This window comes from Pseudoxanthomonas sp., assembly GCF_027498035.1.
In the GTDB taxonomy this organism is placed as follows: Bacteria; Pseudomonadota; Gammaproteobacteria; order Xanthomonadales; family Xanthomonadaceae; genus Pseudoxanthomonas_A.
The window spans coordinates 1,667,997-1,682,618 of the sequence record NZ_CP114978.1 but is presented as its reverse complement, the minus strand read 5'-3'; the positions used below and the strand labels follow the sequence as shown (position 1 = coordinate 1,682,618).

The 14,622-nt window shown below is 66.6% G+C and carries 11 protein-coding genes; 8 read left to right on the top strand and 3 right to left on the bottom strand.

All coding sequences use genetic code 11. From position 1 onward, the window contains the following. Positions 1 to 47: 47 nt before the first annotated feature. The 3 genes from O8I58_RS07345 to O8I58_RS07335 all read left to right on the top strand — a co-directional run bounded on the left by O8I58_RS07345 (position 48) and on the right by O8I58_RS07335 (position 3,707). Complete coding sequence (locus tag O8I58_RS07345; protein WP_298321864.1) at positions 48 to 434, top strand: RidA family protein; 387 nt, start codon at positions 48 to 50, stop codon at positions 432 to 434. 87 nt (positions 435 to 521) lie between these two features. Next, positions 522 to 2,684 (top strand): ATP-dependent DNA helicase RecG, encoded by a 2,163-nt coding sequence (gene recG, locus O8I58_RS07340; protein WP_298321863.1) that lies wholly within the window; start codon positions 522 to 524, stop codon positions 2,682 to 2,684. Positions 2,685 to 3,065: 381 nt separating this feature from the next. After that, the gene (locus O8I58_RS07335; RefSeq protein ID WP_298321861.1) at positions 3,066 to 3,707 is read left to right on the top strand and encodes an ECF-type sigma factor; all 642 of its coding nucleotides are present in this window, start codon (positions 3,066 to 3,068) and stop codon (positions 3,705 to 3,707) included. Here the strand turns inward: O8I58_RS07335 and O8I58_RS07330 are convergent. Beyond that, on the bottom strand, positions 3,704 to 5,050 hold the full coding sequence (locus O8I58_RS07330) for a hypothetical protein (protein WP_298321859.1): 1,347 nt from the start codon (positions 5,048 to 5,050) through the stop codon (positions 3,704 to 3,706). The genes O8I58_RS07335 and O8I58_RS07330 overlap by 4 nt on opposite strands. Between O8I58_RS07330 and O8I58_RS07325 the strand changes: the two genes are divergently transcribed. Next, positions 5,007 to 6,488, top strand: a complete 1,482-nt coding sequence (locus tag O8I58_RS07325; RefSeq protein ID WP_298321857.1) for a tetratricopeptide repeat protein — start codon at positions 5,007 to 5,009, stop codon at positions 6,486 to 6,488. The genes O8I58_RS07330 and O8I58_RS07325 overlap by 44 nt on opposite strands. 40 nt (positions 6,489 to 6,528) lie before the next feature. Continuing rightward, complete coding sequence (locus O8I58_RS07320) at positions 6,529 to 7,440, top strand: AfsR/SARP family transcriptional regulator (protein WP_298321855.1); 912 nt, start codon at positions 6,529 to 6,531, stop codon at positions 7,438 to 7,440. 106 nt (positions 7,441 to 7,546) lie between these two features. On the opposite strand, the gene O8I58_RS07315 is transcribed toward O8I58_RS07320, so the two are convergent. Continuing rightward, a complete protein-coding gene (locus O8I58_RS07315) occupies positions 7,547 to 10,342 on the bottom strand; it encodes a serine/threonine-protein kinase (RefSeq protein WP_298321853.1) in 2,796 nt (931 codons plus the stop codon). 364 nt (positions 10,343 to 10,706) lie between these two features. Between O8I58_RS07315 and O8I58_RS07310 the strand changes: the two genes are divergently transcribed. The 3 genes from O8I58_RS07310 (at position 10,707) to O8I58_RS07300 (ending at position 13,484) form a co-directional block, all read left to right on the top strand. Beyond that, on the top strand, positions 10,707 to 11,645 hold the full coding sequence (locus tag O8I58_RS07310; protein ID WP_298321851.1) for a nucleoside hydrolase: 939 nt from the start codon (positions 10,707 to 10,709) through the stop codon (positions 11,643 to 11,645). Positions 11,646 to 11,715: 70 nt separating this feature from the next. Beyond that, positions 11,716 to 11,958, top strand: coding sequence for a type B 50S ribosomal protein L31 (locus tag O8I58_RS07305; protein WP_093138572.1), 243 nt, complete (start codon positions 11,716 to 11,718; stop codon positions 11,956 to 11,958). A 245-nt stretch (positions 11,959 to 12,203) separates the two neighbouring features. Continuing rightward, positions 12,204 to 13,484 carry a citrate synthase gene (locus O8I58_RS07300; protein ID WP_298321849.1) on the top strand — a complete coding sequence of 427 codons (1,281 nt, stop codon included), beginning with the start codon at positions 12,204 to 12,206 and terminating at the stop codon, positions 13,482 to 13,484. A 113-nt stretch (positions 13,485 to 13,597) separates the two neighbouring features. Here the strand turns inward: O8I58_RS07300 and O8I58_RS07295 are convergent, their stop codons facing one another. Continuing rightward, the gene (locus tag O8I58_RS07295) at positions 13,598 to 14,617 is read right to left on the bottom strand and encodes an HlyD family secretion protein (RefSeq protein WP_298321847.1); all 1,020 of its coding nucleotides are present in this window, start codon (positions 14,615 to 14,617) and stop codon (positions 13,598 to 13,600) included. Positions 14,618 to 14,622: the final 5 nt, after the last annotated feature.

Below are 14,622 nucleotides of genomic sequence, written 5' to 3'. Positions count from 1 at the left end.
CAGCGCCTACAATGCGGGCCTCGTTTTCATCACCAGGGCCCGCCCACATGACCAAGCAGATCATCCATACCGACCAGGCACCGGCCGCGATCGGTCCGTATTCGCAGGCCGTGCGCGCCGGCAACACTGTTTACTTCTCCGGCCAGATCCCGCTGGACCCGGCGACCGGCAACATCGTCGATGGCGATATCAGTGCCCAGGCGCGTCGTTCGTTCGACAACCTCAAGGCCGTGGCTGAAGCCGCCGGCGGTTCACTGGGCGACATCGTGCGCCTGGGCCTGTACCTGACCGACCTGGGCCAGTTCGCCGCGGTCAACGCGGTGATGCAGGAATACTTCGCCGCACCGTTCCCGGCCCGTTCCACCATCGAAGTCTCCGGCCTGCCCAAGGGCGCGCTGTTCGAAGTCGATGCGGTAATGGTCCTGGGCAACTGACCGGACGCGCCGTGCGCGGTGTTTTCCGACAGCCGCGGGCGATGCGCTGTGGTGGTAAAGCCCAGTGGCGGCCGGCATCCTGACGGGATGTCGCCGTCCGTCGTCCGCAGCCTGGAATCCACGTTCGGCCAGCCCATCGTCGGGTTGGCCGGCGCTGGTCCGAAAGTGGCCGAAAAGCTGGCCGCGCGTGGCCTGCTGACCCTGCAGGACCTGTGGCTGCAGTTGCCGCTGCGCTATGAGGACCGCACGTCGCTGACGCCGATTTCCCGGCTGCAGCCCGGCGTGGCCGCGCAGGTCGAGGGCACCATCGAGGCGGTCGAGCGCGGCTTCCGTTATCGCCCTGTGCTGCGGGTGGCCATTGGCGATGATTCGCATGGCACGCTGGTGCTGCGGTTCTTCCATTTCCGTGCCGCGCAGGTCGGGCAGTTCGCGCCCGGCGCGCGCATTCGCGTCTATGGCACGCCGCGTCCGGGCCAGCAGGGACTGGAGATCGTCCATCCCAGCTACAAGCTGCTGAGCCGCGACGGCGAGGCGCCACTGGGTGACACGCTGGAGCCGGTCTATCCGGCGATCGAAGGCGTCGGCCCGGCCACGATGCGCAAGTTGATCGTGCAGGCGCTGGATCGCCTGCCGGACCAGGCCACGCTGGAGCTGTTGCCGGAAAGCCTGTTGCGCGAGCTGCATCTTCCGACCCTGCGCGAGGCGCTGATCACCATGCATCGCCCCGCGCGCGATGCCGATGTCGCCGCGCTGTCGGCGGGGACGCATCCGGCCCAGCGACGGTTGGCGCTGGAGGAACTACTGGCCCATCACCTCAGCCTGCGCCGCCAGCGCATCGCCCTGCAGCAGCACGGCGCGCATGCGCTGAACGGCAAGGGCGCATTGGTGAAAAAGCTGACCAAGGCGCTGCCGTTCAAGCTCACGGGTGCGCAGCAGAAAGTCTTCGCCCAGATCCATCGCGACCTGGCGCATCCGCGGCCGATGCTGCGGCTGGTGCAGGGCGACGTGGGCAGCGGCAAGACCGTGGTCGCCGCGCTGGCCGCGATGCTGGCGGTGGAGGCGGGCAAACAGGTCGCGCTGGCCGCGCCGACCGAACTGCTGGCCGAACAGCACCTGGCCAACCTGCGCGGCTGGCTGGAGCCGCTGGGCGTGCGCGTGGCCTGGTTGGCCGGCAAGGTCACCGGCAAGGCGCGTGCGAAGGTGCTGGAAGAGGTCGCGTCCGGCCATGCGCAGGTCGTGGTCGGCACGCATGCGCTGATGCAGGAGTCGGTGGCGTTCCATGACCTGGCCCTGGCCATCGTCGATGAGCAGCACCGCTTCGGCGTGCATCAGCGCCTGGCCTTGCGCGACAAGGGCACGCAAGGCGGCGACGGCGCCAGTCGCGTGCCACACCAGTTGGTGATGACCGCCACGCCGATTCCACGCACGCTGGCGATGGCCGCCTATGCCGACCTGGATGTCTCGGCCATCGACGAACTGCCGCCAGGACGCACGCCGGTGCAGACCATCGCGCTCAGTGCCGAGCGCCGACCGGAACTGGTCGAGCGCATCCGCGCGGCCTGCGCCGAAGGCCGCCAGGTGTATTGGGTCTGCACCTTGATCGAAGAAGCCGAGGACGATCCCAAGGCCGCGCCCGCGGCACGCGGTGGCCCGGCGATGCGGGTCGATGCACAAGCCGCGCAGACCACCTTCGAGCAGCTCACCGAAGCCCTGCCGCAGGCGCGCGTGGCGCTGGTCCACGGGCGCATGAAGCCAGCGGAAAAGCAGGCGGTGATGCGCGCCTTCAAGCAGGGCGAAAGCGACCTGCTGGTCGCCACCACCGTGATCGAAGTCGGCGTGGACGTGCCCAATGCCTCGCTGATGGTGGTCGAGAACGCCGAGCGGCTCGGGCTTGCGCAACTGCACCAGCTGCGTGGGCGGGTGGGGCGCGGCGCGGCGGCTTCGTCCTGCGTGCTGCTGTACCAGGCGCCGCTGTCGCAGATGGCGCGGCAGCGCCTGGACACCATGCGCCAGACCAACGATGGCTTCGTCATCGCCGAAAAGGATCTGGAGCTGCGTGGCCCCGGCGAACTGCTCGGCACGCGCCAGACCGGCCTGGCTGCCTTCCGCGTGGCCGACCTGGCGCGCGATGCCGGCCTGCTGCCACAGGTGCATGACCTGGCGGAGCGTCTTCTGGCGACATCACCGCAGCTGGCTGAGCGCATCACCGAACGCTGGATCGGCGGCGCCGCGCGTTATGCAAGCGCTTGAGCGGTTGAAGGTGGCCTGGTCGGTGTGTCTTCGGTTGTCCGGGTGGGGTTGATCGCATTCGCAACGCGGACCGCCGCGACTGTGCACCGCTTCTCGACGGGTATCACAAATCCGCGGGTGCGAGTCGCGCGTGGCACGCGTTGTCAGCGTGTGCTGCCCCATAGAATGCGCCGTGGGCTCCAGCCGGGGTGGTTGGGCAAGGGGGCGGGTCATGGCTGGCCGGTTTGGGCTTCGCGGTATCGATCCTGGCCGCCCTTTCGATCGGTGGATGGCGTCACCACGGCCGACTTTGCGGCATCGGCCCGGTGCGTGAGGCGTGCCTGGATCTTTCCGCGGCATGGCGGCGACGGGTGTTGGTTAGTTCGAGAACTGGGTGGTCATATGCAAGACGATGACAAGGAAGCGTCCACGACGGAGGGATACCGTCTTCGCACGGATAGTGCCGGCGAGGCACCGGTCGGGGACCTGACGCGATTGCTGTGGAAGTGGCAGCAGGGGCAGGACCCCTCGGCGGGCGAGCATCTGATGTCCCTGGTCTATCCAGCGCTGCGCGGCATGGCTGCCGCACGCATGGCCGAGGCGAGCAGTCGAGACGTACTGCTGCAGCCCACGATGGTGATGCATGAGGCGATGCTGCGCTTGCTCGGGAGCGAGGTGCGCTTCCATGACCGCGCGCATTTTTTCGCGATGGCGGCATTGAAGATGCGCTCGGTGCTGGTGGACCACGCGCGTGCGACGCTGGCACGCAAGCGTGGCGGGGACCTGGTCCAGGTCACGCTTTCCCAGGCCGAGATGGCGGCCGCCGGAGGCGCGGAGTATCACGTACTGGCGCTGCACGAAGCGCTTGAGGATTTTTCCACGATCGACCCGCGCGCGGCGAAAGCCATCGAGATGTCTTATTTCGCGGGCATGACGCAGAACGAAATCGCGCTGGTGGCTGATGTGTCGGTGCCGACGGTCGAGCGTGACCTGCGTATCGCGCGGGCCTGGTTGAAGCGTCGCCTTGCAGAGGATGTCGATTAGGCATGGAGGCCGACCGCTGGCGGCAGGTGCGTGATCTGTTCGAGCAGGTATGCACGCTGCCCGCTTCGCAATGGCGGGAGGCGCTGGAACACCGGACCAGCAATGCGGCTTTGGTGGCCGAGACGTTGCGACTGCTTGGCGCCCAGACTGCACATCTCAATGGGATGTCCGCCCAGTTGGACCAACTGCTGCAGCAGCTGGCCTGTCCCGAACTGGAGGTCGGGGACGAGGTCGGCTCCTGGCGCTTGATCCGTCATTTGGCGAGCGGCGGAATGGGAAGTGTATTCGTCGCCGAGCGCGCCGATTCGCTGTACGAACAGCGGGTCGCCGTCAAATTCCTCCGGGGTCTGTCCGATCCCTACGCGGCGCGCCAGTTCGCGGGCGAACGCCAGATCCTGGCGAACCTGCAGCATCCGTCTATCGCGCGTCTTTACGACGGCGGAACCACGCCGCTGGGCCAGCCTTATCTGGTGATGGAGTACATCGAAGGGGAAACCCTGGATGTCCACCTGCGCTCGCAACCGGTTGGCCTGGATGCACGGCTCGACTTGTTCGTCAGCATCTGCCAGGCAGTACAGGCTGCCCACGGGAAGCTGGTGCTGCATTGCGACCTCAAGCCGGGCAACGTGATGGTCAATGCCGACGGCGCTCCGGTCCTGCTGGATTTCGGCATCGCGCGCCTGCTGGATCGAACCGAAGCGGACCAGCGCGCGCGGTTCTGCACGTTGCCTTATGCCAGCCCGGAGCTGCTCGCCGGCAGCGATATCGGCATCGTCAGTGATGTGTTCAGCCTGGGCGTGATGCTGCTTGAGCTGGTGGCCGGTTCGGCACCGGTGCGCGCCATGGACACGCATGCAGAGGCGTTGCCGCGCGCGAGCGTACTCGCCCGTGGCCAGCTGCCCTGGGCAAGGCGGCTGGATGGCGACTTCGATGCCATCGTTGCCCGTGCCTGTGCGATCGACCCGGACAGGCGTTACGCCACCGTCGCGGAATTGATTGGCGACGTGCAGCGCTGGCGGACGCATTACCCGGTCGCTGCACGCGGCGGTGGACGCCTGTATGCAGCGGGGCGACTGCTGCGCCGGCGCTGGCGCGCATCGATGGCCGCTGCCTGCGTGCTGGCCATGGTGCTGGCTTTCATGTGGAGCCTGCGGGCGGCGCGCGATGACGCGCGCGAACAGGCCGCGACTGCACAGCGGGTCAGCGACTTCCTGGTCACCGCCTTCAAGGCGGCCGATCCACGTGCGCGCGGCCGCCAGGGGAATCAGACGATCACCGCGCGCGAGATACTCGACGCCAGTGCGCGCAGCATCGACCAGGACCTGGCGGGCACGCGCCGCCACGCGCGCGCGCCTGCGCGGCGTCCTGGGTCGTGCCTACCTCTACCTGGGCCTGTCCACACAGGCCGAGGCGCTGCTGCGCCAGGCCGCCGCGGAGGCCAGGACGTTGGACATGCCTTACGAGCTGTCCAGCGCGCAGCACGACTTGGCACTCATGCTCAGCAACCAGAACCACGGCGAGGAAGCGCTGGCGATGGCCAACAGCTCGCTGGCGCAGGCCGAGCGCACGGGCGATCCGGGGATGATTTCCGGATCGCTCAACATGGTCGGACTGTCCTTGAAGGCGCTGGACCGTTATCCCGAAGCCGAGGATGCGCTGCTGCGCGCGCTGGCCATGCGCCGTGCGCAGATGCGCAGCCAGTCCCGCGAAGGTGGCGGCGCAGCTGGTCCGGATGATGGATCGATGCTCCACAACCTCGCCCTGGTGCGCAAGGCACAGGGCGACCTGGCCGGTGCCGAGCGCTATTTCAAGGCGGCACTGGAAGTCTTCCGCGCGCGTGAGGGTGACAGCAGCTACCAGTACCGGAGTTCCCTGCAGGGCCTGGCGTTGGTGCTGCGCGACCAGGGGCGCCTAAATGAATCTGCCGGACTCCTCGAGCGCGGCCTGGCGCTAGCCCGAGGCCAGCTGGGTGATGGCCCAAACGAAGTAGTACGCAGCGCCTTCCAGGAACTGGCCGGGACCTACCAGGACCTGGGTGACCTGGTGCGTTCGCGTGACTATTACCAGCAGGCGCGTGACGCGACGGACGCGCTGGGCGAACAGGGCGGCCTGGATGACGCGGTTCTGCTCAACAATTTCGCGACCCTGCAGGAACTGCGGGGTGACGTGGCGAATGCCGAGGCGCTGTACCGTCGTTCATGGGGTATCCGGCGCGACGCGCTGGGAGCGGAAGCCCGGATGAGCCTGACGACCGAGGCCAACCTGGGGCGGCTGTTGTTGCGGACCGGTCGCATGGATCAGGCCGAGCCTTTGTTGCAGCACGCCTACGACGGGTTGGCCAGGCTGCTGGATGCAGACAACCCGTTGATGGTGATCCAACGCCTCACGCGGGCCGAACTATGGATGCGTCGCGGTGATCCGGTGCGCGCGCGCCAGGCACTGGCCGCCGCGGCGCCGGCCAAGGGCTGGTCGAGCATGTCCCAGCCCTTGCAGGATCGACGCGACATGCTGTCGGCCGAGATCGCGCAACGCAGCGGTGACGAGGTCGCGGCCGCCGAAGCTTGGCAAGCCCTGGTCGAGCGGAGCCAGGCCAGCCAGCCCGCATCGGGTGTTCTGCTGGCCAAGTTGCGCCTGTCGCTGGCCGAGACGCTGGCAGCATCGGGGAGTCGGGCGTCGGCCCGGACCCAATTGGCGCTGGCCAGTCCGGTCCTGATCGCGCAGCTACTACCTGGCGCCGAAGCCCTGGAGCGCATGCAGGCATTGGATGTCGTTCTGAAGTGATCCGGGGTGGTACAGGTGAAATTCGCGTGATGGGTTTGAAGTGCTTTCCCTGGTTATCCATGCAAGGGGTCGGGGGACCCTGATAACAGGGGCCACCATGCACGATCATTCAGCCGTTGCCGAAATCCATTCCACGCCGCATCTCGCCCGGGGCCTGCGGCATCGCAGAGTTGGAAACACGGCATCTGCATGCCTGCGGTTGATGGGGAGGCCTGCTCTGGTGGCGGCCGATGGGCGTACGCATCGGCTCCAGTACCGCAAGGGTTGGGCATTGTTGGCATGGCTGGTCCTGCAACCGGCACAGCGCCACAGCCGTGTACGGCTGGCCGAGCTGCTGTGGCCAAAGCTGCGCGAGCAGGCTGCGTTGGTCAACCTGCGCCAGGTGCTGTGCGACCTCAACCAGGTGCTGGCTGCCCTTGGGGTGGGCGCCGCCCTGGAATGCGACCGGGTATCCGTCTGTTGGCGGCCGCAGTCGGCCTTGCGGGTGGATGCGTTGTGCATTGCGGCCTCTGTGGAGGTTTTCGCCAACGACGGGGGCATGGTTGACGAACTCCTGGACGGGGTGTGCGTGGGTGATTGCACGGAGTTCAACCAGTGGCTGGGGACGGCCCGGTTGCGACTGGCCCGGGACAGGGAACGCAGCCTGGAACGGCTGCGCGACGAATTGGCGCGCACCGATCGCATCGAAGAAGCGCTGGACATCGCCCATCGACTGGTGGAGCGGGACCCCTGGAGCGAGGAGCGTTGTCGCGGCCTCATGCGGGTGCTGGCCCTGGCCGGCGAATACGCAAGGGCGATGGATGTCTACGATGACATGGCCCGTTGCCTGCGCTCGGAACTGGGCGTGGAACCTGGTCCGGAGAGTCGTGCCAAGTACCTGGGCATCCGAGCCAGCGGACTGGCGCGAGAGATGCGGTTGCAGGATCGCGCGTTGGGACGCATGGCTGGCTGATTTCTGGATCGTGTCCGGGCCGCTTCCGCATTGGTGCGTGCGTCCGCAGTGGTGTGCCCGATGACGCCTGGGGCAGGCGCAGTGTCATGGCGCTTGGCCAGGAAGGTCACCACATCGTCTGCTCGGCCGATGCCGATGCCGATGCCGATGTCGATGTCGTTGCGATGGCGGGTGTCGATGCCAGCAGGGCACGCAGGTGCCGGGAGCGCTCCAGGAAATAGGCATTCGGTGCCAGCTCCGTCAACTGCGGGTCAGCCCGCGTCAGTTGTGCCCTCGCCAGATCCGGCTGGCCGTCTGCAACCAGCGCATCGGCCAGGACGACCCGCCATTTTGCCGTGGCGGTTGAATCGGCCCCATACAATCCGGAAAAGGTCTTCACTACCTCGTCCCAGGCTTGTACCGCCTTTGCATGCTGGCCACGACGCCGGGCGAGCAGGGCCGCCTGCATGTTCCAGCGCAGCAGGGCCCCGGGCGTCATCTGTGGTTGCGCCTTGGCCAACCGCTCGAGTTCGGTTTCGGCCTGTGCATAGCGCCCGGTGCGGATCCACCACTCCACCTCGACAAGGCGCAAGAAGTTCAACTCAGGCGGGTTGGAGGCAAGCCGTTGATAGCCCGCATCCAGGACATGGCGAAGTGGCGCACGGGCCTGTCCGGTTTGACCGTTCCGCATCAACAGGCGCCCAAGGGACATTTCTGCTTCAAGCGTATCGGGATGATTGTTGCCCAGCGCCTTCTGCAGGATCGCCAGGGATTGACGGTATCGCTGCTCCGACCGCGCCATGTCACCCCGGGCTTCTTCCATCGAACCGTCGGCCAGTAGCTTGAGGGCATAGGCGCGACTGTCTTCTCCATCAACCTTGGCGCTGACCTGCAGGCTGTGGCTGAAGTGTTGGGCGGATTGCCGGTAACGCCCCAGGTCCAGGTATTGCCCTGCCAGCTCGGCTTCGGCACTGGCGGTGTGACTGCTGTCTTCGCCCACCAACGCCTCCAGCAGGGCCAGCCGACGTTCGGCGACCGTGAGTGCTTCGTCGATCCGCCCCTGGTCGAACAGGGTGGAGGACAGCGACTGCAGGCCAGCCTGGACGGCAAAGCTGCGCTCGCCGCGTTGCTTGCTTGCCTGCTGCAGGGCGCGGCGCAACCAGTGCTCCGAATCGTCCAGCCGGCCCACGCTGCGGTACACATCACCCAGGATCAGCAGTGCTTCGAAACTGCCTTGCAGGTGGTTGTCATCATCGCTGGTCAACGCTTGCTGCAGCAGTGATTCGGCCTCTAGCGGTCGGCCCAGGCCGGCGTAGGCGAGGGCCTTTGCCGGCAGGACCTGCGCGTTGATCTGATCGCCGGCGGTGGGCGCTAGCAGATCCTGGGCCTGGTTGGCCCAGGACAGGGCTTCGGCATACCGACCGGCACGGCTCAACAGCAATGACAGACTGAGATAGGTTTCGGCGGCCTTGTCCAGCTGGCCGGTTTCGACCTGGCCGCGTGCACCGCGTCGTAGCATCGTCTCGGCCGTCAGCGGTTGGCCCAGGTGCTGGTAGGCCTTGCCCAGCACCGACTGCAGGCGGGCCTGCAGGGCCGGGGTCCGGCTCAGGTCGGTGTCGATGCGCACGGCGCTGCGATCCAGCAACTCGCGCACCGTCATTTCGTCCTGGTTGCCGTGCAGGCCCGGGTCGGCTGCTTCGAATGCGTTCACCAGGAATTCGCTGGCCTGCTCGGCCACCGCGGCATTGGCCTCGGCGGACTTGCGGGCCATATCCAGCCGCCAGATGAAGACCAGCGCGCCCACCCCGACCATCAATGCCAGGCATACGCCCTGCCAGTGCCGCTGCATTCCGAGCGACAGCGCGTGCAGGCGGCTGGTGCGGTGGGCACGGACCGGGCGCCGGTCCAGGTAGCGCTCGATGTCGTCGGCGAGCGACTCTGCCGAGGCATAGCGTTGCTCCCGCGCCCAGGCGCAGGCGCGGGAGGCGATGGCATCCAGATCGCCAGGCAGGCGCGCGCGCCACGGGCAGGCTGCGGTGGCCCATTGGCTGGGCCGGACCGCGGTTTGCCCGGCCTGGGAGTTGTCAGGTTGCAGGGCACGGTCTGACAGCAGTTCGGTGAGGATCACGCCCAGGCTGAAGACGTCGCTGGTGACGTCGACCTGCACATCGCTGCGCAGCAGTTCCGGGCTGGCATAGACCGGGCTGGCATACAGTTCATCCTGGCCTTGTTCTGCATGGTCGAGCAGGCGGGAGACACCGAAGTCCAGCAGCACCGGTGCGCCGTCATCGGTGATCAGGATATTGCTGGGCTTGAGGTCGCAGTGCACCACCAGCCTGGTGTGTGCGGCATGCACGGTGCGGCAGATCGCGGCGAACAAACGCAGTCGGGGGTGCAATCCAAGCGTCAACACGGATTGATCGAGCGTACGGCCTTTGACGTACTCCATCACAAGGTAGGGCTGCCCGCTGTCGCTCGTGCCTGCGTCGTAGAACCGGGCAATGCCCGGGATCTGCAGATCGGCCAGGATCTGCCATTCCCGGGCCAGTCGCTGGGCCAGCAGATCGTCATGCTGGTAGCGCAACAGCTTCAACGCGACCTGCCGTTGATAGAGCTCGTCGGCGCGTTCGGCCAGGAACACCGCGCCCATTCCGCCGCTGCCCAACAGGCTCACCAGGCGCCACGGGCCAATGCAGCGGCCGAGCCAGTCCCGTGGGTTGTCCAGGTGCAGCAGCAGGCTGGTCAGCGACGCGCCCATTCCACCCAATTTCCGGGTCTGTGCATGCAGCAGTTGCAGTGCTTCGTCGACTTCATCGGATGGAGCACCCCAGGCATCAAGCGTCGGGCGCCATTCCGATTCCGGTCGATCGCACAGTGCTTCGAAGTAGCCACGGATGCGCGGCCAACGCGCATCCGCCGTCATTGGGCCGAATCCGTCCAGGCGGTTGAGGTCCGCCTGTCTTTTGCCCTTGCGGCGTGCGGGCCGGTAGGCGGCGTCGCGGCCTCCGTCTTGATGTCATCTGCGAAGCAGCGATGTGTCGTGTGTGGCATTGAACCTCCCCTCCCCTTGGGGGCGGGGAGCGTATCGCTTCCCGGTCTCCATCGAGCGGGAAGGGTTCACAGTTGTCTGCACGCGTGGAGCCGCCGCGTTGATCGATCTCGCGAGAACGCTGCGATCAACAGGCAGGCCGGGTTGGCGTCGTGCCGATGGTACTGCCAATGCCCGCGCATGGCTTCCAACAGGTTGGCAACGATGAGAGACTCGCCCGCCGGCAGGTGAGACGAACATGACCCAACGCATTCCGCTTTTGATCGATACCGACCCGGGCGTGGATGACGCGCTCGCCCTGTTGATGGCCTTCAACGACACCGCGCATGAGGTGGTGGGCCTGACCATCGCCGCCGGCAACGTGGGCCTGGACCACACCGTGCGCAACGCGCTGAAGCTGTGTGAAATCGCCGGCCGCAGCGATGTGCCGGTGTACGCCGGCTGCCCGGGTCCGCTGCTGCACCCCTCACCGGATGCAGCCGACGTGCATGGCCTGGATGGTTTCGGCGATGTCGGTTACGCGCCGGCCGCGCATGACGTGCAGGCCGAACACGCGGCGCTGGCGATCCTGCGCCTGTCGCACGAACACGCCGGTAAGCTGCTGCTGGTGACGCTGGGCCCGCTGACCAATGTGGCGGTGGCGCTGAAGCTGGATCCGACCCTGCCACAGCGCGTGGCCCGGCTGGTGGTGATGGGCGGCGCGGTCTCCGCGCACGGCAACCTGACCCCGGCGGCCGAATTCAACGTCGCCTTCGATCCGGAGGCGGCGCACCTGGTGTTCCAGGCCTTCCCGCAGTTCGACGTGGCGGACTGGGAAGCCACGATGGCCCACGGCCTGCCGCATAGCGACGTCGAGCAGTGGTTGGCCTCGCCGTCACCGCGCGCGGCGTTCTATGACCAGATCTCGCGCCAAACACGGCTGTGGTCGGCCGACCGCCGTGGCGACCGCTGGCACAGCGCCGACGCGCTGGCGATGGCCTTCGCCCTGAATCCGGACGGTGCCACGCGCCAGGAGTCGCGGCCGTTTGCGGTCGAGCTGACCGGCACGCTGACCCGTGGTGCCACGGTGACTGACTGGAATCGCCAGACCGGCCGCCCGGACAATGCCCGGCTGTTGCTGGGCTACGACCAGGCCCGGTTCGAGGCGCTGGTGCAGGCCGCGCTCGCCGCCGGTTGAGGCCACTTGCGTGGCCCCGGCCGGGCCGCTAGAATGCCCGGCTCAAATTTTCATTTACTTTGGTGCCGCCATGAAAGCCGACATCCACCCGCAGTACCGTGACGTCGTCTTCCACGATGTCACTTCCGATTTCAAGATCCTGACCCGCTCGACCCTTGCCAGCAAAGAAACCGTGAAGTGGGAAGACGGTAACGAATACCCGCTGGTCAAGGTCGAAGTGTCCTCGGCTTCGCACCCGTTCTACACGGGCAAGCACAAGGTCATGGACACCGGCGGCCGCATCGACAAGTTCCAGAAGCGCTACGCGCGCTGATCGAACAAATCGTTTCGCTGCTCCAGACAACGGCTGCATCCCCTTGGGATGCGGCCGTTTTCGTTTGTCCGGGTGACCGAAGCGTGCAGCCGAAAACGCGGCCAGTCACCTGACGGAATCCATTCAAAACGGGCATCGATCCGGGGCCGTATGCGATAATCCTCGGACTCCGCGGCACCTCGCCGTGGATCCTGTCCTGCGCCACGGCCGACAGGCTTTGGCGCTTCCCCACGAAGGAGTGCACTGTGTCCGAACTTGACCAGGTCACGCTGACCGCCGGTGAAAAATCGGTGGCCCTGCCTGTACTGAAACCCACGCTTGGCAACGACTGTGTCGATATTTCCAAGCTGACCAAGGAAACGGGTCTCTTCACCTACGACCCCGGTTTTGGCGCCACCGCCAGCTGCAAATCGGCCATCACCTATATCGACGGCGACAAGGGCGTGCTGCTGTATCGCGGCTACCCCATCGACCAGCTGGCGGCCAACTCCAGCTTCACCGAAGTGTCGTACCTGCTGATGAACGGCGAGCTGCCCAGCTCGGACGAGCTGAGCAAGTTCGAACACGAAGTCACGCATCACACGATGATGCATGAGTCGCTCAAGAGCTTCCTGCAGGGCTTCCGCCATGACGCGCATCCGATGGCGATGCTGGCTGCTTCGGTCGCCTCGCTCTCGGCCTTCTACCACGACACGCTGGATCTGAACGATCCCGAGCAGCGTCGCCTGGCCGCGATCCGCCTGATCGCCAAGATGCCGACCCTGGCTGCCGCCGCGCACCGCTACACCTCCGGTCATCCGATCCGCTATCCGCGCAACAACCTGGGCTACGTCGACCGCTTCCTGCACATGATGTTCGAAGTGCCGAGCGAGGAGCTGGAGCTGAACCCGGTGGTCGCCAAGGCGATGGACCTGTTGTTCATCCTGCACGCCGACCACGAGCAGAATGCCTCGACCTCGACCGTGCGCCTGGTCGGTTCGACCGGTGCCAACCCGTATGCGTCGGTGGCCGCTGGCATCACTGCCCTGTGGGGCCCTGCACACGGCGGCGCCAACGAGGCGGTGCTCAAGCAGCTGGCCGAGATCGGTGATGCCAAGAACGTGGCCAAGGCGGTCGAACGCGCCAAGGACAAGAACGACCCGTTCCGCCTGATGGGCTTCGGTCATCGCGTCTACAAGAACTTCGATCCGCGCGCCAAGATCATCCGCGAGATGACCCACAAGGTGCTGGGCGAACTGGGCGTCAACGATCCGCTGCTGGAAGTGGCGATGAAGCTGGAAGAAGCTGCGTTGCAGGACGACTACTTCGTCGAGCGCAAGCTCTATCCGAACGTCGATTTCTACAGCGGCATCATCTACAAGGCGCTGCAGATCCCGACCGAAATGTTCACCGTCATGTTCGCCATCGGCCGTACGCCGGGCTGGGTCGCGCATTGGCTGGAACAGCAGGTCGATCCGGATGCGCGCATCGGCCGTCCGCGCCAGATCTACACCGGCTCGCCGAGCCGTGATTACCCCAAGGGCTGATCCAGCCTGAGGTGACGAGAAAGCCCCGCAATTGCGGGGCTTTTTTGTGGGTATTGATCGTGTAGGGCTACGCGGAACCGGGCGATTTCTGCCGGGTTGTGAGGAAGCGGGCGTCAGTCGGCCGCGCGGTTGTGCCCTTCGCCCGGATGCACGGTGACCGAGGCGGTCATGCCCGCGGCCAGGACCGTGTCCCTGGGGATGCTGGCCGGATCGATGCGCACGCGCACCGGCACGCGCTGGGCCAGGCGGATCCAGTTGAAGGTCGGGCTGACATCGGCCAGCAGGTCGCCGCTGCTGGTCGGGTTGTCGGCGTCGGTGATGCCACGGGCGATGCCCTCGACCGTGCCCTTGAGCGCGTGGCCGCCGCTCATCAGGCGGATATCGGCGCGGTCGCCGACACGGATCAGCGGCAGCTTGGTCTCTTCGAAATAGCCGTACACCCAGACGCTGTCGCTGCGCACCAGGGCCATGCGTGCGCTACCGGCACTGGCGTAGTCGCCGACGCGGACGTCCAGGTTGGTGATGTAGCCCGGTGCGGTGGCGCGTACGGTGGTGCGGTCCAGGTTGAGCTGGGCCAGGTCGAGCGCGGCCTGCGCCTGTTCCACTGCGGCCAGTGCCTGTGCCTGCGATGCGGTCGCTGCGTTGCGGTTGGCGCGCGACTGGGCCACGGCCGCCTGCGCGGCGCGCGCGGTAGCCACGGCATCGGCGCGGTCTTCAGCGGAAATCACTGCTGCGGCTTTCTGGCGACGCTCGGACTGGGCTTCGTATTTCTCATAGTCGGCCTGGCTGGCGGCGGTGCCGGCGCTGGCCGCGGAGATGCTGGCACCGGCCGCGCGCGCCGCCGCCTGTGCGGCGCCCAGGTCGGCATCGGCCTGGGCCAGGGCCAGCTGGAAGCGGCGCGGATCGATGCGGAACAGCACATCGCCGGTCTTCACCAGCTGGTTGTCATGCACATCGACTTCGGCGACCAGGCCGGAGACATCCGGTGCCACTCGCACGATCTCCGCACGCACGCGGCCATCGCGGGTCCAGGGCGAGTACATGTAGTGCTTCCACAACGCGTGGGCGATGAGGGCGGCGGCGAGCACCACGATCACGGTCAGGGCAGTGCGGATCAGGGATTGGGTTTTCATCGTGA